The organism is Streptomyces marokkonensis (assembly GCF_008312835.1).
Lineage (GTDB): Bacteria > Actinomycetota > Actinomycetes > Streptomycetales > Streptomycetaceae > Streptomyces > Streptomyces marokkonensis_A.
The window spans coordinates 428591-451835 of sequence record NZ_VSKS01000002.1; the positions used below are offsets into that span (position 1 = coordinate 428591).

The following is a 23245-nucleotide window of genomic DNA, read 5'->3' on the forward strand; positions in this document are numbered from 1 at the left end:
CCTGAGCGGCATCGCCGCGGGTCGACGAGAGCACACGCCTTCGAGTGTCGCGACCTCGTGTGATTACCGCATCTTGCCATTCGGACTGCGCCAGTCAGGGGGGCGGCGATGTCAAAATCGGATAACGGGTGGCGCTCGAACCGGCCCATTCCGCTCCATCGTGGCCGGACACTCTGCGGGAATCCTCCATTCCGGCGGGAAGATCTTCGGTGGCGCCCGTGATATGGACGTGGCCACCGTGACCTTTGGTGGGATTGTGGGCTTGCTGGGAGTTCGCCCAGGTCTTGTCCTGATATCGGGCGATGGTTCAGGGTGTCGGCATGTGACCTTCGCGTTATGGACTCGTCGCCGACGGCGTCCGTCCGGTAAGAAGGTTCTTTACACCCCTCATCCGGGGCTCAGGGCGCGTGTGCGGCGCGCCCGTCGTGTTTGGCCCGTACGCATCAACCCTCCGGGCCTTGCGCGGTCCCGCCCACCCCTCACCAGGAGTGGCAACCCTCAAACCATGAACACTTAAGGGGTAAAACCAAGTGGCAGCGGAGATTGTCAATCCTCGCAGCGACAGCGAAAGCCGGAACGGTCACAAGGAACCGGAGAGCGGGGCAGAGCCCCTGGATTCCTTCGACCCGGCATTCGCGCTGCACCGCGGCGGCAAGATGGCTGTGCAGGCCACCGTGCCGGTCCGCGACAAGGACGATCTGTCCCTGGCTTACACGCCCGGCGTCGCGAAGGTGTGCAGCGCGATCGCCGAGCAGCCGGACCTCGTCCACGACTACACGTGGAAATCCCAGGTCGTCGCCGTCGTGACGGACGGTACGGCCGTGCTCGGGCTCGGCGACATCGGGCCCGAGGCCTCCCTCCCCGTGATGGAGGGCAAGGCCATCCTCTTCAAGCAGTTCGGCGGCGTGGACGCCGTCCCGATCGCTCTGGCCTGCACCGACGTCGACGAGATCGTCGAGACCGTGGTCCGGCTCGCCCCGTCCTTCGGCGGCGTGAACCTGGAGGACATCTCGGCACCCCGGTGCTTCGAGATCGAGCGGCGGCTGCAGGAACGGCTGGACATCCCGGTCTTCCACGACGACCAGCACGGCACGGCGGTCGTGTCGCTGGCGGCGCTGCGCAACGCGGCGCGGCTGAGCGGACGCACGCTGGGCGAGCTGCGGGCCGTGATCTCGGGCGCCGGAGCCGCGGGTGTCGCGATCGCCAAGATGCTGGTCGAGGCCGGCATCGGCGACGTGGCCGTGGCCGACCGCAAGGGCGTCGTGTCGCGCGACCGCCAGGACCTCACGCCGATCAAGGCGGAGCTGGCGTCGTTCACGAACAAGGCCGGTCTCTCCGGAACGCTGGAGTCGGCGCTGGCCGGGGCCGATGTGTTCATCGGTGTCTCCGGCGGCACGGTGCCGGAGTCGGCGGTGGCGTCGATGGCCGAGGGCGCGTTCGTCTTCGCCATGGCCAACCCCGATCCGGAGGTGCACCCGGAGGTCGCGCACAAGTACGCGGCGGTCGTGGCCACCGGGCGGTCGGACTTCCCGAACCAGATCAACAACGTGCTGGCGTTCCCCGGGATCTTCGCGGGTGCCCTCCAGGTGCGGGCCTCGCGGATCACCGAGGGGATGAAGCTGGCGGCGGCCGAGGCGCTGGCCTCGGTGGTCGGTGACGATCTCGCCGCCGACTACGTCATCCCGTCCCCGTTCGACGAGCGGGTCGCCCCCGCGGTGACGGCGGCCGTGGCCGCGGCCGCCCGGGCGGAGGGTGTCGCCCGCCGCTGAGGCGTGCTTCACCGTTGGCCCCGTCCCTGTGCGGACGGGGCCACTTTTCTTCGCCGGGGGCTGGGCCGTACGGGTGGCGAATGCCGCGTGCGGCCGGAGGGCGCGTGGCAAGAGGGCGTGTCTCACAGCGGGCCCTGGTTCCCCCGACGGGGCGGGGAACCTATCGTCAAGGTCATGTTCGCTGTCTACGCCGCCCGAATCGACCGCGACCAGCCGCTGAACGGTCTGGAGTTGGGGGAGCGTCCCGCTCCCGAGACCCGGCCCGGCTGGAGCACCGTCACGGTCAAGGCCGCCTCCCTCAACCACCATGACCTCTGGTCCCTGCGGGGCGTCGGCCTCGCGGAGGACAAGCTGCCGATGATCCTCGGCTGCGACGCCGCCGGTGTCGACGCGGACGGCAACGAGGTCGTCCTGCACTCCGTGATCGGACAGAGCGGTCACGGGGTGGGGCCCGGGGAGCCCCGGTCCATCCTGACCGAGCGCTACCAGGGCACCTTCGCCGAGCAGGTGTCCGTGCCCACCTGGAACATCCTGCCCAAGCCGAAGGAGCTCTCCTTCGAGGAGGCCGCCTGTCTGCCGACCGCCTGGCTGACGGCGTACCGGATGCTGTTCACCAACGCCGGGGTGCGGCCCGGTGACTCCGTGCTGGTCCAGGGGGCCGGGGGCGGCGTCGCGACCGCCGCCATCGTGCTCGGCAGGGCCGCCGGGCTGCGGGTCTTCGCCACCAGCCGGGACGAGGCCAAGCGCAAGCGGGCGCTGGAGCTCGGCGCGGTGGAGGCGGTGGAGCCCGGTGCGCGGCTGCCGCAGCGCGTCGACGCGGTGATCGAGACCGTGGGGGCCGCCACCTGGTCCCACTCGGTGAAGTCGCTGCGCCCCGGCGGCACGGTGGTCATCTCCGGGGCCACCAGCGGTGACCGGCCCTCGCACGCCGAGCTGACCCGGGTCTTCTTCCTGGAGCTCAGGATCGTCGGGTCGACGATGGGGACCAAGGACGAGCTGGAGGACCTGCTCTCCTTCTGTGCCGCCACGGGCGTACGTCCCGTCATCGACGAGGTGCTGCCCATGGACCGGGCGCGGGAGGGCTTCGAGCGGATGGAGTCCGGGGTGCAGTTCGGGAAGATCGTGCTCACCGGTCCCTGAGGAGCGGAGTTCCCGCCGACGGCCGGTCCGGGTTTCCGGGCCGGCCGTCGCTGCGTCAACCAGGGTTGACGACCCGGTCGGTGTCAACGTAAGTTGACATCATGACTGAGGCAACCGACCTCGCCGAGCGGGCGGGCGACCGCGATCCACGCGTCGGCCTGCGGGCCGTCGCCGCGCTGCGCAGGCTGCTCGAGCAGTTGGAGACCGTGCAGGTGCGCAACGCGCGCCATCAGGGCTGGTCGTGGCAAGAGATCGCCACCGAGCTCGGGGTCAGCAGGCAGGCCGTGCACAAGAAGTACGGGAGGCATTGATGTTCGAGCGGTTCACCAAGGACGCCCGGGACGTGGTCAAGGGCGCGGTCGCACACGCGGAACAGGCCGGCGCGCGCAGCGTCGGCACCGAGCACATCCTGCTGGCCCTGCTCGACCGGGAGGGCAGCCGGGCCTCCTTCGTGCTGGGCGCCCTCGGGCTCGCCGGGCGGCGTGAGCCGGTGAGGGCCGCGCTGGAGCAGGCGCGGCGGCGCGGCGGGCTGACGAAGGCCGAGACCGACGCCCTCGCCGGGCTGGGGATCGATGTGCCGGAGATCGTGGCCCGGGTGGAGGAGGTGCACGGAGCCGGCGCCCTGTCCGGCGATCGGCGGGGCGGCGGGCGGCGGTCGGGACACCGTCCCTTCGAGCCGGGAGCCAAGGACATCCTGACCGGGGCCCTGCGCGCCGCCACCGCCCGGCGGGACCGGCGCATCGGCGACGAGCACATCCTGCTCGCCCTCACCGCACGCCCCGGCGTCCCCGCCGAGGTCCTCGCCGACCACGGGGTGACGTACGAGTCCGTGACCCGGGTGCTCCCCGGGAGCGGCGGCGAGGCCAAGGCGGGCTGACGGCGGCTCAGGGCTTCGGGGTGCGCAGTATCGCCCCGATGTTCGCCGCCGCCGCGGACAGATGGCGCCGGGCGTCGCGGAGCTGGTCCGCGGTGACGCCGTGGTCGCGGGCCGCGTCCCGGATGTCGTCCCGGAAGCGGTCCAGCAGTCGGTCCAGATCGCGGGCCGGATCACCGGTGGAGTCCGAGGCGTCCTCGTGCGCCCACGCCGGGGTGTAGTCGGCGGGGAAGTCCTCGGGGGTTTGGGAGTACGACGGCTCGGAGGCCCTGCCGGCCGATCCCGTGCCGGTGCGGCCGAAGGCGAAGTCCTTGCCGAACTCACCCATCCCCTTGGCCAGTTCGCCCAGGCCCTCGCGCAGTCCCGTCGGCCAGTCGCCGCGGGCGAAGTGGTCCTGGACCTGTTCCTGGACCTGGCGCATGATGCGCTGCACCTCCTCCTGCGCCCTGTCCTGGGCCTCCTTGGCCTGGCGGCGGGCGCGCTGGGCCTCCTCACGGGAGCGCCGGCTCTCGTCCTTGGCGCGCCGGGCCTGTTCCTTCCACTCCTGCTTCGCGCGGCGCATCTCCTCCTTGGCGGCGCGCCAGGCGTCGTTGTCGCCGAAGACCGTGAAGTCGCCGAGCAGGCCCTCGTCCTCGGTGGACGCGCCGTTGCCGCGGGACTGGCGGGCCTTGCCGGCCGCGGCCCGCATCTCCCGGCGCAGGTCCCCCGCCGCGCCGCTGACGTCGGCCCGGATCTCGGCGGCCAGTTCGGCGACCGACTCCCGGATCTCCAGTTCCAGGTCGGCCAGTTCGCCGCTGCGGTCGGCCAGTTCGGCGCGGCCGGCGTCCGTGATGGCGTACACCTTGCGGCCGCCCTCGGTGGTGTGGGTGACCAGGCCCTCCGCCTCCAGCTTGGCCAGGCGGGGGTACACCGTGCCGGCGGAGGGCGCGTACAGCCCCTGGAAGCGTTCCTCGAGGAGGCGGATCACCTCGTAGCCGTGACGCGGCGCCTCGTCCAGCAGCTTCAGCAGGTAGAGGCGGAGGCGTCCGTGGGCGAAGACGGGGGGCATGTCAGAGCACCTTCTTGTCGGTCGTACCGGCGTTGTCTCCCGAGGCGTCCCGCGGGTCCGGCTCGTCCTCACCGGGCGGGCGGCGCAGCAGGGCGATGGAGCCGGAGACGGTGGTGGCGCGCAGCTTGCCACTGCCCGCGCCCAGACGGCCGGTGAGCTTGTGGGCGCCCCACTGGCCCCGCACCCGGAGGTCGTCGAAGGCGTTGGAGATGGCGCCGCTCGCGGTGTTGGCCTCGACCTCGGCGTCCGCCGGGTAGGGCAGCCGGATGGCGATCTCGCCGGAGACGCTGGTGAGCCTGACGTCGGTGGGGCCGTCGGGATCGAGGTCCACGATCATGGAGCCGCTGACCGTGTCCGCCCGCACGGAGGAGCCCGAGCCCTCGACGACGGTGAGGTCGCCGGAGACGGAGGCGAAGCGGAGGTCGCCGGTGACGGACTGGGCCTCCACGTTCCCCGACACGGTGTCCGCGCGGACCGGGCCGGAGAGGGCGACCAGGGTCGTGTCACCCGCGACGCCCTTCACCGCGGCGGGGCCCCGGATGCCGGAGACCACGGCGCCGGCGCCGACCACGCCGACCTCCACCCGGGTCCGTGCCGGGACGGCCAGGGAGACCACCGCGCTGCGGCGCCAGCCCTTGCGGTCCAGCCACTTGAGGAAGCCCTTCCAGGGCAGGTCGTCGTAGGCCACCGTGAGGGTGCCGTCCCTCTGGGTGACCACCAGGGGCGGGCCGTCTATCTCGGAGACCTCCAGGCGGGCGGAACCCTCGTCGGTCCCCACCACGTTCACCGTTCCGTTGACGATGCGCACGTGGAGCTCGTGAACGGGGGCGTCGAAGGTGAGCTTCGTGGGCTCCGCGACGGACGACTCGGACATGGTGACGACCTCCAGGGAGCGGACGTACCCGACGACGCGCCATATCGCGTCTTACGTGATTCACGATATATCGCGGCAGGGGAAAGTCAAGACACTCGTTCTGGTGATCGGCCGTCGTGGGCGTTGCCGGGCAGCGCGGCGGCGGGCGGCGCGGCAGCCTCGCCTGCGCTGTCGGGCTGAGCCGGTGTGGGGGCGCGGCGGGGGGGCGTTTGCGCAGCCCGGCGCCTGCGGGGTGCCGTCGCGCACAACCGTGCCGCCCTGCGGCACGATTGCCCGCGGTCGACGCGACTACTGCCCGCGGTCGACGCGGCACCGCTGCCCGCCGATGCCGATGCCGATGCGGATGCGGATGCGGATGCGGATGCGAAAGCGGTGCGGATGCGGGTGGGTGCCGGAGGGGGAGGTTACTCGTCGTCCTCGTCGTCCAGGCGGGCCAGCCAGGTGGCCAGGCGTTCCACCGGGACCTCGAAGTCGGGGTTGAGGTCGACGAACGTCCTCAGCTGCTCGGCCAGCCACTCGAAGGAGACCTCCTCCTCGCCGCGCCGCTTCTCCAGTTCCTCGATGCCACGGTCCGTGAAGTACATGAGACAAGGATATGTGCCGGAAAACGGGCGGGCCGCACCCCCCGTGAGAGGGGCGCGGCCCGTGCGTACGGCTGCCGGTCAGGCCTCGAAGACCTCGCGCACCAGCTGCTCCTGCTCGGCCTGGTGGCGCTTCGCGGAGCCGACCGCGGGGGACGAGCCGTGCGGGCGCGAGATGCGCCGCAGACGCTCGTCGTGCGGGAGGTCCGCTCCGACCGCCAGGTCGAGGTGGTCGATCAGGTTGAGCGCGATGAACGGCCAGGCACCCTGGTTCGCCGGCTCCTCCTGGGCCCACAGGTACTTCTCGGCGTTCGGGTACTTCTTGATCTCCGCCTGGAGCTCCGCACCCGGCAGCGGGTACAGGCGCTCGATGCGGATGATCGCCGTGTCCGTCACGCCGCGCTTGCGCCGCTCGGCCTCCAGGTCGTAGTAGACCTTGCCGGCGGTGAAGACGACCTTCCTGACCGCGGCCGGGTCGACCGAGGCGTCGCCGATGACCGGGCGGAACTGGCCCGTCGTGAACTCCTCCGCCTTCGATGCCGCGGCCTTCAGGCGCAGCATCGACTTCGGCGTGAAGACGACCAGCGGCTTGTGGTGCGGGTTGTGCACCTGCCACCGCAGGAGGTGGAAGTAGTTCGACGGCGACGTCGGCATCGCGACCGTCATGTTGTTCTGGGCGCAGAGCTGCAGGAACCGCTCGGGGCGGGCCGAGGAGTGGTCCGGGCCCTGGCCCTCGTAGCCGTGGGGGAGAAGCAGGACCACACCGGAGGTCTGGCTCCACTTCTGTTCCGCCGACGAGATGAACTCGTCCACGACCGTCTGCGCGCCGTTGACGAAGTCACCGAACTGCGCCTCCCACAGCACGAGCGCGTCGGGGCGGGCGAGCGAGTAGCCGTACTCGAAGCCCATCGCCGCGTACTCGGACAGCAGGGAGTTGTAGACGTTCAGCCGCGACTGGTCCTCGGAGAGGTACTGCAGCGGCGTGTACTCCTCACCCGTGCTGCGGTCGATGATGACCGCGTGGCGCTGGCCGAAGGTGCCGCGCTGGGAGTCCTGGCCGGCGAGGCGCACCGGGACGCCCTCCAGCAGCAGGGAGCCGAACGCGAGGGTCTCGCCCATGCCCCAGTCGATCGTGCCGTCCTCGACCATCGCCGCACGGCGCTGCAGCTGCGGCAGCAGACGCGGGTGGACGGTGATGTGGTCGGGGATGTTCACCTGGGACTCGGCGATCCGCTTGACGACCTCCGTGGTCACCGCGGTGTTCACGGCGACCGGGAACTCGGCCTGCGGCTCGGACGGCACCACGGCGGACGGCTGCGAGGTGGCCTCACGGACCTCCGTGAAGACCTTCTCCAGCTGGCCCTGGTAGTCCTGAAGCGCCTGCTCGGCCTCTTCCAGGGTGATGTCGCCGCGACCGATCAGGGACTCGGTGTAGAGCTTGCGCACCGAGCGCTTCTTGTCGATCAGGTCGTACATCAGCGGCTGGGTGAAGGCCGGGTTGTCCGACTCGTTGTGACCGCGGCGGCGGTAGCAGATGAGGTCGATCACCACGTCCTTGTTGAACGCCTGGCGGAACTCGAAGGCCAGGCGCGCGACGCGCACGACGGCCTCCGGGTCGTCGCCGTTCACGTGGAAGATCGGGGCCTCGATCATCCGCGCCACGTCCGTGGCGTACATCGAGGAGCGCGAGGACTCCGGGGCGGCGGTGAAGCCGACCTGGTTGTTGATGACGATGTGGACCGTGCCGCCGGTGCGGTAGCCGCGCAGCTGCGACATGTTCAGGGTCTCGGCCACCACGCCCTGGCCCGCGAAGGCCGCGTCGCCGTGGATCGCCACCGGCAGCACGGTGAAGTCCGTGCCGCCCTTGCCGATGATGTCCTGCTTGGCGCGGGCGACGCCCTCCAGGACCGGGTCCACCGCCTCCAGGTGCGAGGGGTTGGCGACCAGGGAGACCTTGATCTGCTCGCCGTCCAGGCCGGTGAAGGTGCCCTCGGCGCCCAGGTGGTACTTCACGTCGCCGGAGCCGTGCATCGACTTCGGGTCGAGGTTGCCCTCGAACTCGCGGAAGATCTGCGCGTACGACTTGCCGACGATGTTGGCCAGCACGTTCAGCCGGCCGCGGTGGGCCATGCCGATGACGACCTCGTCCAGGCGGGACTCGGCGGCCGAGTCCAGCACCGCGTCGAGCAGCGGGATGACGGACTCGCCGCCCTCCAGGGAGAAGCGCTTCTGGCCGACGTACTTCGTCTGCAGGAAGGTCTCGAAGGCCTCCGCCGCGTTCAGCCGGCGCAGGATGCGCAGCTGCTCCTCGCGCTCCGGCTTGGTGTGCGAGCGCTCGATGCGGTCCTGGATCCACTTGCGCTGCTTGGGGTCCTGGATGTGCATGAACTCGACGCCGGTGGTGCGGCAGTACGAGTCGCGCAGGACGCCCAGGATGTCGCGCAGCTTCATCAGGGACTTGCCCGCGAAGCCGCCGACGGCGAACTCGCGCTCCAGGTCCCACAGCGTGAGGCCGTGCTCGACGATGTCCAGGTCGGGGTGCTTGCGCTGGCGGTACTCCAGCGGGTCGGTGTCGGCCATGACGTGGCCGCGGACCCGGTAGGAGTGGATCAGCTCGAAGACGCGGGCGGCCTTGGTGACGTCGTCGTCGTGGGACGCGTCGATGTCCTTGAGCCAGCGGACCGGCTCGTAGGGGATGCGCAGCGCCTCGAAGATCTCGTCGTAGAAGTTGTTCTCGCCGAGCAGGAGGTTCGCGACCTGGCGGAGGAACTCGCCGGAGGCGGCGCCCTGGATCACCCGGTGGTCGTAGGTCGACGTGAGCGTCATGACCTTGGAGATGCCGAGCTTGTTCAGGGTGTCCTGGCTGGTGCCCTGGAACTCCGCCGGGTAGTCCATCGAGCCGACGCCCAGGATCACCGACTGGCCGGGCATCAGGCGCGGCACGGAGTGGACGGTGCCAAGGCCGCCGGGGTTGGTCAGCGAGACCGTGACGCCGGTGAAGTCGTCCATCGTCAGCTTGTTGTCGCGGGCGCGACGGACGATGTCCTCGTAGGCCTGCCAGAACTCGAAGAAGTTCAGCGTCTCGGCCTTCTTGATCGCCGCGACGACCAGCTGGCGGTCGCCGTTGGGCTTCACCAGGTCGATGGCGAGACCGAGGTTGACGTGCTCCGGCTTGACCAGGGTGGGCTTGCCGTCCACCTTCGCGTAGGAGTTGTTCATCGACGGCATCGCCTTGATCGCCTGGACCATGGCGTACCCGATGAGGTGCGTGAAGGAGATCTTTCCGCCGCGCGCCCGCTTGAGGTGGTTGTTGATGACGATGCGGTTGTCGAACAGCAGCTTCACCGGGACCGCGCGCACGGACGTGGCCGTGGGCAGCTCCAGCGAGGCGTCCATGTTCTTCGCCACGGCGGCGGACGGACCGCGCAGGGTCACCTGCTCGGGGCCGCCCTTGGCCTCGCCGTCGGGCTGCGCCTTGGGCTTGGCGGGGGCCGGCTTCGCGGCGGGAGCGGCGGCCTTCGCCGGTGCGGGCGCCTGCGCCGGGGCCTTGGCGGCCGGCTGGGCGGCGGGCTGCGCGGCCGCAGGAGCGGGCGCGGCAGGCTGGGCCGGAGCGGCCGGCTGCGCAGGGGTGGAGGTTCCCGCGGCCCCCGCGGCCGCGGTACCCGCCGGAGCCGAGGTCGCAGGCGCGCCCGGCTTGTAGTCGGCGAAGAAGTCCCACCAGGCTCGGTCCACCGAGTTCGGGTCCTGGAGGTACTGCTGGTAGATCTCGTCGACGAGCCATTCGTTGGCACCGAAGGCCGCAGCGGGGTTCTTACCCGCTTGGTCGGTGTCGGTCGAGATGCTCGAGTTACTGGGGGACTGTGGCGACACGGCGTCAACCGCCCTCTTCCGCTTCGCAAGATGATGGACAGCGGAAATAAAGGCTACGCCCCCCGGAGCGAGAAGGTCAGGCCGGGCCCGTTCATCGTCGTGTAAGTCACATATCTTCGCGTGTTTCGGCGCATGAAATGGCGGGAAACAAGCGAGGTTCCGGTTCTTCCGGGGGTATGCGGCATCGTTCGGCCGGGACCCGGCGCGCAGCTCGCGCGGGCCTGTGCCTGATCACACGTGTCCGTCAGCGTGAACACGGATGGATCTTGCGGCTCCGCTTCGAACTTTACGTCAACTTGGTACGGATGACGCTCCCGGAAGAGTGATGAGGATCCGGCAGCCCCGCTCGGATTCGGCCACTCCGATCCGGCCGCCGTGCAGATCGACGGCCCAGCGGGCGATCGCCAGGCCGAGACCGGTGCCGCCGTCGCTGCCCGGACCGTGCGGGCGGTTGACGTTGCCGCGGTTGAAGCGCTCGAAGACGCGGTGCCATTCGGTCCGCGGAATACCGGGCCCCTCGTCCAGCACCTCCAGCTCCAGCGACTCCGGCTGGGCCCCGCGCCGCGCCCGGACCGTCACCCGGCCGTGCGGCGGGCTGTGCTTGACCGCGTTGTCGATGAGGTTGGCGACCACCTGGTGGATGCGCTCCGGGTCGGCGTGCGCGACGAGTTCCGGCGGCGAGACGTCGAGGTGCAGGTGGACGTCCGTACGGGTGTGGCTGCCCGACCCGGAGGCCATGCCCGCGCGGGCCGAGGCGACCATGTTGGCCTCCTTGAGCACGCCCGACAGGTACGGCCACACCTCGAAGCGGCGCTTCTTCAGCGGAACGACCCCGTTGTCCAGGCGGGACAGGTCCAGCAGCGTCTCCACGAGGCGCCCGAGCCGCTCGGTCTGCTTCAGGGCCGTGCGCATCGTCTCGGGATCGGCCTGCGTGACGCCGTCGACGATGTTCTCCAGCACCGCGCGCAGGCCCGCGATGGGCGTGCGCAGCTCGTGCGAGACGTTGGCCACCAGCTCCTTGCGCTGGCGGTCCTGGGCCTCCAGCTCGTCGGCCATGACGTTGATCGTCTGGGCCAGGTCGCCCAGCTCGTCCCGGCGGTTCTCCCGCACCCGGCGGGTGTAGTCGCCGTGCGAGATGGACCGGGCCACGGCGTTCATGTCGTCCAGCGGCGCGGTGAGCGAGTGCGCCACGAACTGCGTGATGAGCAGTGTGGCGATCATCGAGAAGACCGTGATGAAGCGCAGTTCCGTCTTGGTGTGCACCGCGATCACCGACAGTCCCGTGGTGATCAGGACCGAGACGACGACCAGCGCGCCCAGCTTGGTCTTGATCGAGAACGGGCGTACACCGCCCCAGGGCTGTGGTCCCCCGGGGCCTCCGCGTCCGGCCGGCCCCCCGCTCATGGCGTCGGCGTCTCCAGGGCGTAGCCCACGCCGTGCACGGTGCGGATGCGCTCGGCGCCGATCTTCCGGCGCAGCGCCTTGATGTGGCTGTCGACGGTCCGGGTTCCGGAGGCGTCCGCCCAGTCCCAGACCTCGGCCAGCAGCTGCTCGCGCGAGAGCACCGCGCGGGGCGTGTTCGCCAGGCACACCAGGAGGTCGAACTCGGTGGGCGTCAGATGGACGTCCTCGCTGCGCACGCGCACCCTGCGCTGCGCGTGGTCGATCTCCAGCTCACCCAGGCGCAGGATGCCGCTGCGCGGTGTGGTGGCCGCGAGCGCCGCGCGCTCCATGCGGCGCAGCAGCACGTGCACGCGGGCCGCGAGCTCCCGCATGGAGAACGGCTTCGTCATGTAGTCGTCGGCGCCGACGCCCAGCCCGACCAGCATGTCGGTCTCGTCGTCCCGCGCGGTGAGCATCAGCACCGGCACCGGCCGCTGGGCCTGCACGCGCCGGCAGACCTCCAGGCCGTCGAAGCCCGGCAGCATGATGTCGAGGATCAGCAGGTCGGGCTGCCAGGCCTCCGCCGTGTCGACCGCCGACGGGCCGTCGCCCGCCGTTTGCACCAGGAATCCCTCGGCGCGAAGGCGGGTCGCGATGGCGTCCACGATCGTCGCGTCGTCCTCGACCACCAGGACCCGGCGCTGCGCGCCGGGGGTGGTCGTCGCCGTGCCGTTGTGGGAGGTGTGTGTCTGCTCCATCGCCCGCCCCTGAGGTGTGCTTTTTCCGGAATCCGTGGGGTGATCCGTCGTCTGCGCATCACTGCGATTGACGCTTGAATGATCCGCGTCAGGGCAGCAGCGTACGGGGATGCACCGCGGCTTTGCTATTCAGGGCGGACGCCGATGTGCACGACGTCCGGAACGCCCCGGGCAACGGGGATCTCTTCGGTACGCACCTGTCGGAACCCGGCATTCCGCAAGGTTCCCTCGAATTCCGGGGACGGCTGGGCGGACCAGAGCGCGAGCACCCCGCCCGGACTCAACACCCGTGCGCAGGCCGACAGTCCGGCCGGCGAATAGAGGCCTTCGTTGTCCTCGGTGACGGTCCAGTCGGGCCCGTTGTCGATGTCGAGACACAGCGCGTCGAACGTGTCGGACGTCTCATGGAGGTAACGGACGAGATCCGCCTCGACGATCCGGACGCGGGGGTCGGCGAGCGCCCGGCCGGAGAGCGCGGACAGCGGTCCCGCGCGGTGCCACTCGACGACGGCGGGTTCGCGCTCCACCACGGTGATCCGCCCCCAGCGGGACTGCCCGGCGGCGTGTGCGAGCGAGAAGCCGACCCCGAGGCCGCCGATCAGGACGCGCGGACCGGCGGCGCGCGCGTCGAGGGCGCCCAGGGCGGCGTCGACGAGCCGCCGCTCCGAACGGCCGTCGGAGGTGTCCATCAGGAAGCAGCCGTTGGCGATGATCTGCAGCAGGTCACCGTGCCTGCGCAGCACGACCTCGCCGTACGGTCCCTCGCGGCGGTCCAGGACTTCGGGGGCTTCGGGAATGTCGTACGGGGTGGACATGCGTTCATCCTGGCAGCTTCCCTCGCACGGGATTCCTGGCCTCCGCACCCCGGAGCCGGTGATCGCTCAGAGCGAACGTATGCCCGGGAACATTCGGCGGCTCCCCAGCATTGAGTCGGCATAGCTCAACTTGACTGCCGAAGGGGAGATCATGGCTGCTGAGTCCACACCGCTCGCCCTGCCTGTGCTGCCGCTCGACGACGAGGTCGTGCTGCCCGGGATGGTGGTTCCGCTGGACCTGAGCGATTCCGAGGTACGCGCCGCGGTGGAGGCCGCCCAGGCCGCCGCCCGCGACGAACCGGGAAAGCCCAGGGTGCTCCTGGTGCCACGCGTCGACGGGACCTACGCCGGTACCGGCGTGCTCGGCACGGTCGAGCAGGTCGGCAGGCTGGCCGACGGTGACCCGGGCGCCCTGATCCGCGGCCGGGGCCGCGTGCGGATCGGCGCCGGGACCACCGGGCCGGGCGCGGCGCTGTGGGTGGAGGGCACCCGCATCGACGAGAGCGTGCCGGAGCCCCTGCCCGGGCACGTGACCGAACTGGTCAAGGAGTACAAGGCACTCGCCACCGCCTGGCTGCGCAAGCGCGGCGCCTGGCAGGTCGTCGACCGCGTCCAGGCCATCGACGACGTCTCCGCGCTCGCCGACAACTCCGGCTACTCGCCCTTCCTCACCACCGAGCAGAAGGTCGCCCTGCTGGAGACCACCGACCCGGTGGCCCGGCTCAGGCTCGCCACCCAGCAGCTGCGCGACCACCTCGCCGAGCAGGACGTCGCCGAGACCATCGCCAAGGACGTCCAGGAAGGCGTCGACAAGCAGCAGCGCGAGTTCCTGCTGCGCCGCCAGCTGGAGGCCGTCCGCAAGGAACTGCGCGAGCTGAACGGCGAACAGGAGGGCGAGGAGTCCGACGACTACCGCGCCCGCGTCGAGGCCGCCGGCCTGCCGGAGAAGGTCCGCGAGGCCGCGCTCAAGGAGGTCGACAAGCTGGAGCGGTCCTCCGACCAGTCGCCCGAGGGCTCCTGGATCCGCACCTGGCTCGACACGGTCCTGGAGATGCCGTGGAACGAGCGCACCGAGGACGCCTACGACATCCGGGGCGCCCGGGCCGTGCTGGACGCCGAGCACTCGGGCCTGGCGGACGTGAAGGAGCGGATCACCGAGTACCTGGCGGTGCGCAAGCGGCGCGGCGACCGGGGCCTGGGCGTCGTCGGCGGGCGGCGCGGCGGTGCCGTACTGGCCCTGGTGGGCCCGCCCGGCGTCGGCAAGACCTCGCTCGGCGAGTCCGTCGCCCACGCGATGGGCCGCACGTTCGTCCGCGTCGCCCTCGGCGGCGTCCGCGACGAGGCCGAGATCCGCGGCCACCGCCGTACGTACGTCGGTGCCCTGCCCGGCCGGATCGTGCGGGCGATCAAGGAGGCCGGTTCGATGAACCCGGTCGTCCTGCTGGACGAGATCGACAAGGTGGGCTCCGACTTCCGCGGCGACCCGGCCGCCGCCCTCCTCGAGGTCCTCGACCCGGCGCAGAACCACACCTTCCGGGACCACTACCTGGAGGTCGAGCTCGACCTGTCCGACGTCGTGTTCCTCGCGACGGCCAACGTCCTGGAAGCCATCCCGGAGGCCCTGCTCGACCGAATGGAGCTGGTCCGGCTCGACGGCTACACGGAGGACGAGAAGGTCGTCATCGCCCGGGACCACCTGCTCCCGCGTCAGCTGGAGCGCGCCGGTCTCGACCGGGACGAGGTGACGATCGACGAGGGCGCGCTGCGCAAGCTGGCCGGCGAGTACACGCGCGAGGCGGGCGTGCGCACCCTGGAGCGGTCCATCGCGCGGCTGCTGCGCAAGGTCGCGGCCCAGCACGAACTGGGCGAGCGGGAGCTGCCCTTCACCGTGACCGAGGGCGGCCTGCGGGACCTGATCGGCCGGCCGCACCACGTGCCCGAGTCCGCCCAGGACCCGGCCGGGCGCCGCACCGCCGTCCCCGGTGTCGCCACCGGCCTCGCGGTGACCGGCGCCGGCGGGGACGTGCTGTACGTGGAGGCGTCGCTGGCCGACCCGGAGACGGGCGCGGCGGGTCTCACCCTGACCGGCCAGCTGGGTGACGTGATGAAGGAGTCCGCGCAGATCGCGCTGAGCTTCCTGCGCAGTCACGGGGCCGAGCTGGAGCTGCCGGTGGGCGACCTCAAGGACCGGGGCGCGCACATCCACTTCCCGGCGGGCGCGGTGCCCAAGGACGGGCCGAGCGCGGGCGTCACGATGACCACCGCCCTGGCCTCGCTGCTCTCCGGCCGGCTGGTCCGCACCGACGTGGCGATGACCGGTGAGGTCTCGCTGACCGGGCGGGTGCTGCCGATCGGCGGGGTGAAGCAGAAGCTGCTCGCCGCGCACCGCGCGGGGATCACCACCGTGATCATCCCCAAGCGCAACGAACCGGACCTGGACGACGTCCCGGCGGAGGTGCTGGACAGGCTCGACGTCCACGCCGTCACCGACGTCCGCCAGGTTTTGGAGCTGGCGCTGTCCCCGGCGACGGACGGCGTGGCGCCGGAGGTTCCGGTCGCCGCGTGACAGGGGCGGCCGGAGAGGGGAAGGCCCGGGTCCCGTGACGGAGGCCCGGGCCTTCACCGCGTCCGGGGCCGCCGGGTCAGCCGAGGGCGAAGGCCCGCACCCGGTCGAGGGTGCCGTTGAAGCGGTCGTGGTCCCCGACGGTCGGCCCGGTCGAGGTGTACTGCCACATCGTGTACGTGGCCCAGCCGGCGGGCAGTTCGCCCACCGTGGACGCGTACCGGGCGATCCAGAGCGGAGTGGTGGAGGCGAAGCCGGCGTAGTTGCCGGTGCACTGCTTCCACCAGCTGGTGGCCGTGTAGATGACGGCGTCGCGGCCGGTGCGGGCGCGGTACTGGTCCAGGAAGTCCCGGATCCAGCTCACCATCGCGCTCTGCGACTTGCCGTAGCAGGCGTCGCCGTACGGGTTCCACTCGATGTCCAGCACGCCCGGCAGGGTCCGCCCGTCGGCGGTCCAGCCGCCGCCGCGGCTGACGAAGTAGTCGGCCTGGGCGGCGCCGCTCGCGGTGTCGGGGGTCGCGAAGTGATAGGCGCCGCGGACCATGCCGACGTCGTAGGCGCCGTTGTACTGCTGGGAGTGGTACGGGTTGGTGTAGTACGTCCCCTCCGTGGCCTTGGCGTAGGCCCACCGGACCCCGCTCTTGAACAGGGTCGGCCAGGCGACGTCGCCCTGGTGGCTGGAGACGTCCACGCCCTCCGTCTGGGTGGAGCGCGCCGTGGGGACGCCGCCGCTGCCGTCGTGGGCGACGACGCCCATGCCCATGTGGGCGGAGCCCCGCGGCGGAACGGTGGGAGCGGACTCGGCCGCGCCGGCCGCGCGGGGGAGGGAGAGGACCGCGAGCAGGACCGCCCCGGCGGTCGCGAGCGCGGGTATGCGGGTGAGGCCGGATCTGTGCACAGGCATGACGCATCTCCGAAAGGTCGGTGGGGGCGAACCCGGAATGTGACCCACCTCGCATGTAGTGGGCATGCCACGTATAGCCCGGTGGGTGAGGTGCGCGCGTGGACCACGGCGTCGGACGGAGCGGCCTCCCCCACTGCCTGAAAGACATGGGAGGTGCCCCCGGCTGCCGTTGGTCTACGCCTGCGAAATACTGGTGGAGCTGCGGCGACGTCGCCACTTGGCGGGGAGCTTTCAGAACGGGAAACCGAGGCAGGGGCAGACGTGCACGAAGACGGAAACGGCGGCGGAGGACGCGCCGCCTCTCCGGGGCCCGCATCCCATGTGGAGCGGCCCGGGTTCCTCGCGCTGGAACGCGAGTTGACGGTGCTGCTGCGGCGCGCCCGGGCCAGTCAGGGGGAGATGGCCCGCGCGGTCCACCCCGACCTGGAGCCGTCCGCCTACGGGCTGCTGGTCCGTCTGGATGAGTGCGGCCGGCAGCGGGCCACCGAGCTCGCCGCCTACATCGGCGTCGGCAAGGCGACGATGTCCCGCCAGCTGCGCGCGCTGGAGGAACTCGGGCTCGTCGGCCGCGAGCCGGACCCCGCCGACGGCCGGGCCTGGCTGGTCGCCCTCACCGAGGAGGGGCACGAACGGGTGCGCAGGGTCCGCGAGGCCCGCCGCGCGCGCTACGCCGGCCGGCTGGCCGACTGGGACCCCGCCGAGGTCACGGAGCTGGCCCGGCTGCTGAACCAGCTGAACCGGGGGATGGAGAAGTGAGCCGGGGCGGCACGCGCCGCTACCGGGGTGACAGCTCCACGTAGACCACCGTCGCGTCGTCGTGCGCCTTGCCCGGGCGCCGCGGCACCCGGCCCGCGTCCGCCCGCTCCAGGGTGCGCACCCGGTCCACCAGGGCCCGCGGCCCCTCCTTGCGGATCAGGGTGAGGCACTCCGCCCAGCCGCCCTCGTGGAACCTCTCCACCCAGCGCGCCGCACCGTCGGTCAGGGCGGCCAGGGCGCGCACCTCGCCGCGCGGCAGTGAACCGGTGACCGCGCGGGAGGCCACCGAGGGGTCCGCCGCCGCCGTGAAGAAGCCGCCCTCCTTGTTGCGCAGCGTGGTGTCCACCAGGGCGTGACTGGCCAGCGCCGAGCGGGGCAGCCGGTCCAGCCGGTCGTCCCGCAGCGCGGTGACCGTGCCGTCGGGGGCCTCGACGAGCAGGGCCGAGTCCGACAGCACCAGGTACTCCACCGAGGCCGGTGACCAGCGGGCCAGGACCACGGTTGCCTGAGGCGTACGGGGGTGAGAAAGGTCACAGGTTGTCGCGTGGCTCCCGGCGGTACGCGCGAGGGCGCGGGACAGCAGCTCGGCGAGGGGGACATCCTGGAGGGAAACGGTCAGTTCGGTCAGCGCGCCGCCGAGCCGTGCGGTGAACCAGGGCACCGAATGCAGACAGCCGCCCCCGTCACCCGGCGGGGTGACCCCGTCCAGCACCACGAGCGAACCGCCCTGCCCGGAGGCCGGGAGCCCGACGCTCGCGAAGTCCTCGTTGGGGCGGCCCGGATCACCCGGCTCCGAAACAAGCTCCGTACGCATCCGGCCAGTCTGCACGAGCTCTCCACAACGGCCGCGAAAGGCGGGCAACGGTTGCCGGATCCCCGCAGCCGTGCAGGTCAGACGCCTGGTTTGGGAGGGATTGAAGCCCTCGGGGAAGGCGTGGCGGCGAATACTGCCACCGCCCGCCGCAGACGTCCAACCGGCGTGCCCCGCAAGGCGGCTGTCGAACCCCGTGGAACTTGCTCCCCAACTCACGTCCGATGTTCACTCCTTCGAGTGGCGGGTCAGGTGATGCGCATCCACTGTCCACGGGCACTGGGAGGGTCGGGGAGCGATGGGGGCGCCTCGCTGCCCGAGCGCGGTCAGGAGCTCGGGGTGAACGCCCGCACCCGTTGACGGAGCGTCACCCGGGCCCACGGGTACACGAGTCAGGAATGCGAGCACCGGTGCAGAAGACGCGGCCTCGTCGCAAAGGCAAGCAGACGGCCCCCGAGGGGGACGCGGAGCAGAGGCCCACCGTCGGCAGGGGCCGCCCCACCCATGTGCGCAACCGGCTCATCGTCGCCGTGGCCGTGGTGGCCGCCGCGATCGCCGGGGCCGGGGCGCCCTCCGTGCTCGCCGCCTCCGGTCAGCTCAGCGACTCGCAGGACCTGGTGACCCTCGCCGAGCAGACCCAGGACGCCCTCACCCTCGCCCACTCCCTCGCCGACGAGCGCGACGAGGTCGTTCCCTACATCGCGGCCGGCCGCCCCAAGGACAAGGCGCCCTCCGAGGAGCACAGCGCCCGGGTCGACCGGCAGGTTGAGGAACTGCGTGCCGACACCGACACCTCCCGGACGCTGCGCGACGAGCTCGACGCCGTGGCCGCCGTCCGCAGAGCGGCGCTCACCGGGAAGAGCAGCGCTCTCGAAGCGCACCAGGCGTACTCCACCGCCATCTCCCAACTGCACCGGCTCTCCGAGCAGCTGGCGGACCGTACCCCGCCCCGGGCCGGCTCCGGAGCCCATGCGCTCGCCGAGCTGGACGCCGCCGTCCAGCAGGCGGCCGCCACCCGGGGACTGCTGCTCGCCGCGCTGAACGTGCCGCGCACCACGCAGACCGTGATCGACCCGGTCACCGGCCTGCCGACCACGTCCACCGCCTCCTCGGACGCCGACAGCAAGCGGCGCGACGCGCTGAGCGCCGCCGCGCTCCAGGCCCGGCTGCGCTCCGACGCCGCCCTCGCCGACTTCCGCGACGGCGCGCCCGAGACCGCCCGCGCCTCCTACGACTCCACGGTCACCGGGCCCGAGGTCGACTCCGCCGAGAAGTACCTCGCGAGCCTCACCGACGAGCCGTCCCTCTCCGACGGCGACCTGGACACCGGCACCAAGAAGCTCGCGGCCGCCCTCACCGCGCGGATCGACGCGATGCGCGGCGTGGAGTCCGCGCTCTTCGACAAGCGCACCAAGGACCTCGCCCAGCTCCGCGACGACGACGTCACCGAGCTGGAGATCCGGATCGCCGTCCTCGGCGCCCTGATGCTGCTCGCGGTCGGTATCGCCACGGCGATGGCCCGCACGCTCACGCGTCCCCTGTCGGTGCTGCGCCGCGGTTCCGCCCGCCTCGCGCAGGCCGAGGACCCCGCCGCGGAGGAGCCGGTCACCTTCACCGGCCGCAACGACGAGTTCGCGCAGGTCGTCCGGTCCGTCAACGCCCTGCACGCGCACGCCGCCCAGCTCGCCGAGCGGATCGCCACGCTCGAGGCCGACCGCAAGCATCTCGTCGGCCAGCGGCAGCGGATGGCCGACGCCCGTGAGGAACTCCGCACCGAACTCGCCGAGTCCGCGGCCCAGCTGGAGCGCCTGCGCGCCGGCGTCGGCGGCACGTTCGTCAACCTCGCCCTGCGCACCCTCGGTCTGGTCGAGCGGCAGCTCGGCGTCATCGAGGGGCTGGAGGAGCGGGAGGACGACCCGGAACGCCTGGCCACCCTGTTCAAGCTCGACCACTTCGCCACCGTCATGCGCCGGCACAGCGAGAACCTCCTGGTCCTCGCCGGCACCGAGCACGGCCGGCACACGGCGGGGCCGGTGCCGCTGGTGGACGTCGTACGGGCGGCCGTCAGCGAGATCGAGCGGTACGAGCGGGTGCGGATCGCCGCGCTGCCGCCGCACGCGCACATCGCCGGGTTCGCCGCGGACGACCTGTCCCACCTGCTGGCCGAGCTCATGGAGAACGCCACCTCGTTCTCCCCGCCCGACCTGCCCGTCGAGGTCTCCGGCTGGCTGCTGGAGAACGGCGAGGTCATGCTCTCCGTCCAGGACGGGGGCATCGGCATGGCCGACGACCGGCTGGAGCGGCTCAACGCCCGCCTGTCCGACTTCGACCCGGAGACCACGTACGACGCGGAGGCCGACGACGGTCTCGGTCTCGGCCTGTACGTGGTGGCCCGGCTCGCCCACCGGCACGGCGTGCGGGTCCAGCTGCGCGAGCAGAAGCAGGGCGGCATCGCCGCGGTCGTCGTTCTCCCCGACCCCCTGCTGGCCGCCGCCACCCCCACCGCGGTCCCCACTCCGGTCTCCGGCGCCTCCTGCACCGTCTCCCTCCCGGGCGCGGACGCCGAGGCCAACTCCAACGTCCTGCACGGCCGCACGGAGTCGGACGACCCGCTGGTCATCCTGGCGGAGAAGGCGGTGCGCGGCCGCGACGCGGCCGCGGGGGCAACACCGCGCACCCCGGAGTCCGGCCACCCGCGGGAGCTGACGGAGTCCGGGGCGGAGCGCGCGGCGGATGCCGCCGGGGACCGGGCGGACGATTCCGCCGCGGGCCACCCCGACGTGCCCGCGCAGAGCCGTTCCGACGCCTCGGCGGACGACCCCGTGGAGGACACCGGCGAAGGGCTTCCGGCCGCGCCGCCCGAGCGGGTCGCCGAGACCACGATGGAGCTGCTGGTCCCCGTACAGCCCGACGCGGCCGACGAGCCGTCGGCACCCTCGTCGCAGTCGGTACGTCCGGGAGCCGCCCGCGACCACGGGACCGGCACGGAAGCCGCCGACCCCCGAGACGCCGGACCCGAGCCCGTCGCCCGGACGGAGTCCGAGGCCGTGCGCCCGGGTGCCGGTCACGCGTACGGCGCCGAGCCGGCCCCGGAAGCCGACGGCGTACGCGCCGCCGCCGGGCCCGGGGCCGCCGCGCAGCCGTCCGGCGCCGACGCGTCCGGCACCGTGCCCCCGCCGGGTGCGCTGCCGCGTCGTCCGGTGGCCGGGAGCGGCGACGGCGACGAGCACACGCGCGTCGCGGACGGGGACGCGGACGAGGAGCCCGTCACCGCCAAGGGGCTGCCCAAGCGCACGCCGAAGATCACCGCGCCCGCCGCGCCCCCGCGCCCGCGCACCGGGGCCGTGGACGCCGAGGCACTGCGCCGGCGGCTCGGCGGGTTCCGCCGGGGGGCGGACGCCGGCCGCAGGGACGTCGAGGCGGAGATCGCCGAACGCACCGGACACCACCAGGCCCCGCCCGGCACCGGCGCACCGACCGAAGAAGCCACGGGGGGCACCGTCGAGGAGGCAAGCAGTTGACCGCGTCCAGTACCTTCGGACTGAGCAGTGAGGCCCGCAACCTGCACTGGCTGCTGACCAACCTCGTCGAGGAGGTGCCCGGCATCCTCTCCGTCGCGGTGGTCTCCTCCGACGGGCTGCTGCTCCTCTCCTCCGACGACCTCCACAACACCGAGGCCCGCGACGCGCGGACCGCGAAGCGTTCCGGCCCGCGCGGCTCCGCCGCCGACCTCGCCACCGTCGTCTCCGGCATCGGCAGCCTCACCGTCGGCGCCTCCAAGCTGATGGACTGCGGCCCGGTCAAGCACACGATGGTCGCGATGGACGACGGCAGCCTCTTCGTGATGTCGATCAGCGACGGCTCGCTGCTCGGCGTGCACGGTGCCGCGGACTGCGACATGAGTGTCGTGGCCTACCACATGGCCCTGTTCGTCGGCCGGGCCGGCCATGTCCTGACGCCCGAACTCCGCAGCGAACTGCGCAAGAACCTGGAGAACGAGTCCACCGGGAGCCGCCCGTGAGCAGCACGTCCAGGAAACATCTCCCGGTCCGCGGCGGTGACCGCAAGCCCGCCCGGGTCCGCCCGTACTCGCTCACCGGCGGCCGCACCCGCTTCGGCCACGTCCTCCTCGTCGAGACGTTCGTCGGCGCCACCGCCGGCACCGCCGCGCTCGACGCCGCCGAGGAGCGCAGGGAACTCACCAACGGCGGCCTCACCTCCCGGGTCATGCCGGAGATGCGGGCCATCGTCGAACTGTGCCGCCGTATGCGTACGGTGGCCGAGATCGCCGCGCTGCTGAGGATGCCGCTCGGCGTGGTCCGCGTCCTCCTGAGCGACCTCGCGGACCAGGGAAAGATCCGTGTCTACGGAACGGGAACCGGCCACGGCACGGGCCGCCCCGACCGCGCGTTGCTGGAAAGGGTGCTGAGTGGACTCCGTCGTCTCTGACGCCGCTCACGGCGTCTCCCCGCTCGTCGAAGCAGACGAGCCCCTGCTGCCCTGGCAGACGGACCGCACCCGCGCGCCGATCGCCACGAAGATAGTGGTGGCGGGCGGCTTCGGGGTCGGCAAGACCACGCTCGTCACCACCGTCTCGGAGATCACGCCCCTGCAGACCGAGGCGCTGATGACCGAGGCGAGTGAGGAGACCGACGACCTCACCGCCACGCCGGGCAAGCTGACCACCACCGTGGCCATGGACTTCGGCCGCATCACGCTCGACGACGACCTGGTGCTCTACGTCTTCGGCACACCCGGTCAGCAGCGGTTCTGGTTCATGTGGGACGACCTGGTGCGCGGCGCGATCGGCGCCGTCGTGCTGGCCGACACGCGCCGCCTGAAGGACTGCTGGCCGGCGCTGGACTACTTCGAGAGCTGCGGACTGCCCTACGTCGTCGCGGTCAACCACTTCGACGGCAGCGAGCGGTTCGACGCCGAGGACGTGCGGGAGGCGTTGACGATCCCCGCGCACATACCTGTAATGATCATGGATGCGCGCCGCCGGATCTCGGTCATCGAGACCCTCCTGTCCCTCGTGGGCCACGCGCTCGACGAAACCCCCGAGTAGTCCCCCTGAGCAGTCCCCTTAGGAGCGTCCC

General features: G+C 71.8%; 19 protein-coding genes. 10 read left to right on the forward strand and 9 right to left on the reverse strand.

The annotated features are described in order from the left end of the window. Window positions 1-530 precede the first annotated feature (530 nt). The 4 genes from F1615_RS04775 to F1615_RS04790 all read left to right on the forward strand — a co-directional run bounded on the left by F1615_RS04775 (window position 531) and on the right by F1615_RS04790 (window position 3786). Complete coding sequence (locus tag F1615_RS04775) at window positions 531-1769, forward strand: NAD(P)-dependent malic enzyme (RefSeq protein ID WP_149547593.1); 1239 nt, start codon at window positions 531-533, stop codon at window positions 1767-1769. Between the two features lie 174 nt (window positions 1770-1943). Beyond that, window positions 1944-2909: a zinc-binding dehydrogenase gene (locus F1615_RS04780; RefSeq protein WP_149547594.1), complete on the forward strand. Its 966-nt coding sequence runs from the start codon at window positions 1944-1946 to the stop codon at window positions 2907-2909. A 101-nt stretch (window positions 2910-3010) separates the two neighbouring features. Then, window positions 3011-3220 carry an HTH domain-containing protein gene (locus F1615_RS04785; RefSeq protein WP_030219802.1) on the forward strand — a complete coding sequence of 70 codons (210 nt, stop codon included), beginning with the start codon at window positions 3011-3013 and terminating at the stop codon, window positions 3218-3220. Then, window positions 3220-3786, forward strand: a complete 567-nt coding sequence (locus F1615_RS04790; RefSeq protein WP_149547595.1) for a Clp protease N-terminal domain-containing protein — start codon at window positions 3220-3222, stop codon at window positions 3784-3786. The genes F1615_RS04785 and F1615_RS04790 overlap by 1 nt, the downstream gene beginning before the upstream one ends. A gap of 7 nt (window positions 3787-3793) precedes the next feature. On the opposite strand, the gene F1615_RS04795 is transcribed toward F1615_RS04790, so the two are convergent. From F1615_RS04795 to F1615_RS04830, 7 genes are all read right to left on the reverse strand, one after another. Next, window positions 3794-4831, reverse strand: a complete 1038-nt coding sequence (locus F1615_RS04795; protein WP_149547596.1) for a helix-turn-helix transcriptional regulator — start codon at window positions 4829-4831, stop codon at window positions 3794-3796. Window position 4832: 1 nt separating this feature from the next. Next, entirely contained in the window at window positions 4833-5705 is an 873-nt protein-coding gene (locus F1615_RS04800) for a DUF4097 family beta strand repeat-containing protein (protein WP_149547597.1), read from the reverse strand. A gap of 404 nt (window positions 5706-6109) precedes the next feature. Continuing rightward, entirely contained in the window at window positions 6110-6289 is a 180-nt protein-coding gene (locus F1615_RS04810) for a DUF6104 family protein (protein ID WP_018544467.1), read from the reverse strand. A gap of 78 nt (window positions 6290-6367) precedes the next feature. Next, window positions 6368-10156: a multifunctional oxoglutarate decarboxylase/oxoglutarate dehydrogenase thiamine pyrophosphate-binding subunit/dihydrolipoyllysine-residue succinyltransferase subunit gene (locus tag F1615_RS04815; RefSeq protein WP_149547598.1), complete on the reverse strand. Its 3789-nt coding sequence runs from the start codon at window positions 10154-10156 to the stop codon at window positions 6368-6370. 291 nt (window positions 10157-10447) lie between these two features. Continuing rightward, on the reverse strand, window positions 10448-11560 hold the full coding sequence (locus F1615_RS04820; protein WP_149547599.1) for a HAMP domain-containing sensor histidine kinase: 1113 nt from the start codon (window positions 11558-11560) through the stop codon (window positions 10448-10450). After that, complete coding sequence (locus tag F1615_RS04825) at window positions 11557-12297, reverse strand: response regulator transcription factor (protein ID WP_019522934.1); 741 nt, start codon at window positions 12295-12297, stop codon at window positions 11557-11559. Before F1615_RS04825 ends, F1615_RS04820 begins: the two co-directional genes overlap by 4 nt. A 125-nt stretch (window positions 12298-12422) precedes the next feature. Continuing rightward, entirely contained in the window at window positions 12423-13112 is a 690-nt protein-coding gene (locus F1615_RS04830; protein ID WP_149547600.1) for a spermidine synthase, read from the reverse strand. Window positions 13113-13263: 151 nt separating this feature from the next. Between F1615_RS04830 and lon the strand changes: the two genes are divergently transcribed. Beyond that, window positions 13264-15678, forward strand: a complete 2415-nt coding sequence (gene lon / locus F1615_RS04835; RefSeq protein WP_149547601.1) for an endopeptidase La — start codon at window positions 13264-13266, stop codon at window positions 15676-15678. Window positions 15679-15754: 76 nt separating this feature from the next. Here the strand turns inward: lon and F1615_RS04840 are convergent, their stop codons facing one another. Continuing rightward, the gene (locus tag F1615_RS04840; protein WP_149547602.1) at window positions 15755-16579 is read right to left on the reverse strand and encodes a lysozyme; all 825 of its coding nucleotides are present in this window, start codon (window positions 16577-16579) and stop codon (window positions 15755-15757) included. Between the two features lie 261 nt (window positions 16580-16840). On the opposite strand from F1615_RS04840, the gene F1615_RS04845 reads away from it, so the two are divergent. Then, the gene (locus tag F1615_RS04845; RefSeq protein WP_149547603.1) at window positions 16841-17335 is read left to right on the forward strand and encodes a MarR family winged helix-turn-helix transcriptional regulator; all 495 of its coding nucleotides are present in this window, start codon (window positions 16841-16843) and stop codon (window positions 17333-17335) included. 19 nt (window positions 17336-17354) lie between these two features. Here the strand turns inward: F1615_RS04845 and F1615_RS04850 are convergent, their stop codons facing one another. Next, entirely contained in the window at window positions 17355-18149 is a 795-nt protein-coding gene (locus F1615_RS04850) for a protein phosphatase 2C domain-containing protein (RefSeq protein WP_149547604.1), read from the reverse strand. Between the two features lie 407 nt (window positions 18150-18556). On the opposite strand from F1615_RS04850, the gene F1615_RS04855 reads away from it, so the two are divergent. The 4 genes from F1615_RS04855 to F1615_RS04870 are packed head-to-tail and all read left to right on the forward strand — an operon-like array spanning window position 18557 to window position 23214. After that, a complete protein-coding gene (locus tag F1615_RS04855; RefSeq protein WP_244328637.1) occupies window positions 18557-21667 on the forward strand; it encodes a sensor histidine kinase in 3111 nt (1036 codons plus the stop codon). After that, window positions 21664-22167, forward strand: coding sequence for a roadblock/LC7 domain-containing protein (locus F1615_RS04860; protein WP_149547606.1), 504 nt, complete (start codon window positions 21664-21666; stop codon window positions 22165-22167). Before F1615_RS04855 ends, F1615_RS04860 begins: the two co-directional genes overlap by 4 nt. Continuing rightward, window positions 22164-22595, forward strand: coding sequence for a DUF742 domain-containing protein (locus tag F1615_RS04865; protein WP_149547607.1), 432 nt, complete (start codon window positions 22164-22166; stop codon window positions 22593-22595). The genes F1615_RS04860 and F1615_RS04865 overlap by 4 nt, the downstream gene beginning before the upstream one ends. After that, window positions 22576-23214: a GTP-binding protein gene (locus tag F1615_RS04870; protein WP_167533659.1), complete on the forward strand. Its 639-nt coding sequence runs from the start codon at window positions 22576-22578 to the stop codon at window positions 23212-23214. Before F1615_RS04865 ends, F1615_RS04870 begins: the two co-directional genes overlap by 20 nt. Window positions 23215-23245: the final 31 nt, after the last annotated feature.

Excerpts from the sequence above, each read along its gene's own strand:
- lon (WP_149547601.1), top strand. The coding sequence starts at position 13,264 with ATGGCTGCTGAGTCCACACCGCTCGCCCTGCCTGTGCTGCCGCTCGAC.
- F1615_RS04830 (WP_149547600.1), bottom strand. The coding sequence starts at position 13,112 with ATGTCCACCCCGTACGACATTCCCGAAGCCCCCGAAGTCCTGGACCGC.
- F1615_RS04825 (WP_019522934.1), bottom strand. The coding sequence starts at position 12,297 with ATGGAGCAGACACACACCTCCCACAACGGCACGGCGACGACCACCCCC.
- F1615_RS04810 (WP_018544467.1), bottom strand. The coding sequence starts at position 6,289 with ATGTACTTCACGGACCGTGGCATCGAGGAACTGGAGAAGCGGCGCGGC.
- F1615_RS04795 (WP_149547596.1), bottom strand. The coding sequence starts at position 4,831 with ATGCCCCCCGTCTTCGCCCACGGACGCCTCCGCCTCTACCTGCTGAAG.
- F1615_RS04800 (WP_149547597.1), bottom strand. The coding sequence starts at position 5,705 with ATGTCCGAGTCGTCCGTCGCGGAGCCCACGAAGCTCACCTTCGACGCC.
- F1615_RS04780 (WP_149547594.1), top strand. The coding sequence starts at position 1,944 with ATGTTCGCTGTCTACGCCGCCCGAATCGACCGCGACCAGCCGCTGAAC.
- F1615_RS04820 (WP_149547599.1), bottom strand. The coding sequence starts at position 11,560 with ATGAGCGGGGGGCCGGCCGGACGCGGAGGCCCCGGGGGACCACAGCCC.
- F1615_RS04790 (WP_149547595.1), top strand. The coding sequence starts at position 3,220 with ATGTTCGAGCGGTTCACCAAGGACGCCCGGGACGTGGTCAAGGGCGCG.
- F1615_RS04785 (WP_030219802.1), top strand. The coding sequence starts at position 3,011 with ATGACTGAGGCAACCGACCTCGCCGAGCGGGCGGGCGACCGCGATCCA.
- F1615_RS04850 (WP_149547604.1), bottom strand. The coding sequence starts at position 18,149 with ATGCGTACGGAGCTTGTTTCGGAGCCGGGTGATCCGGGCCGCCCCAAC.
- F1615_RS04840 (WP_149547602.1), bottom strand. The coding sequence starts at position 16,579 with ATGCCTGTGCACAGATCCGGCCTCACCCGCATACCCGCGCTCGCGACC.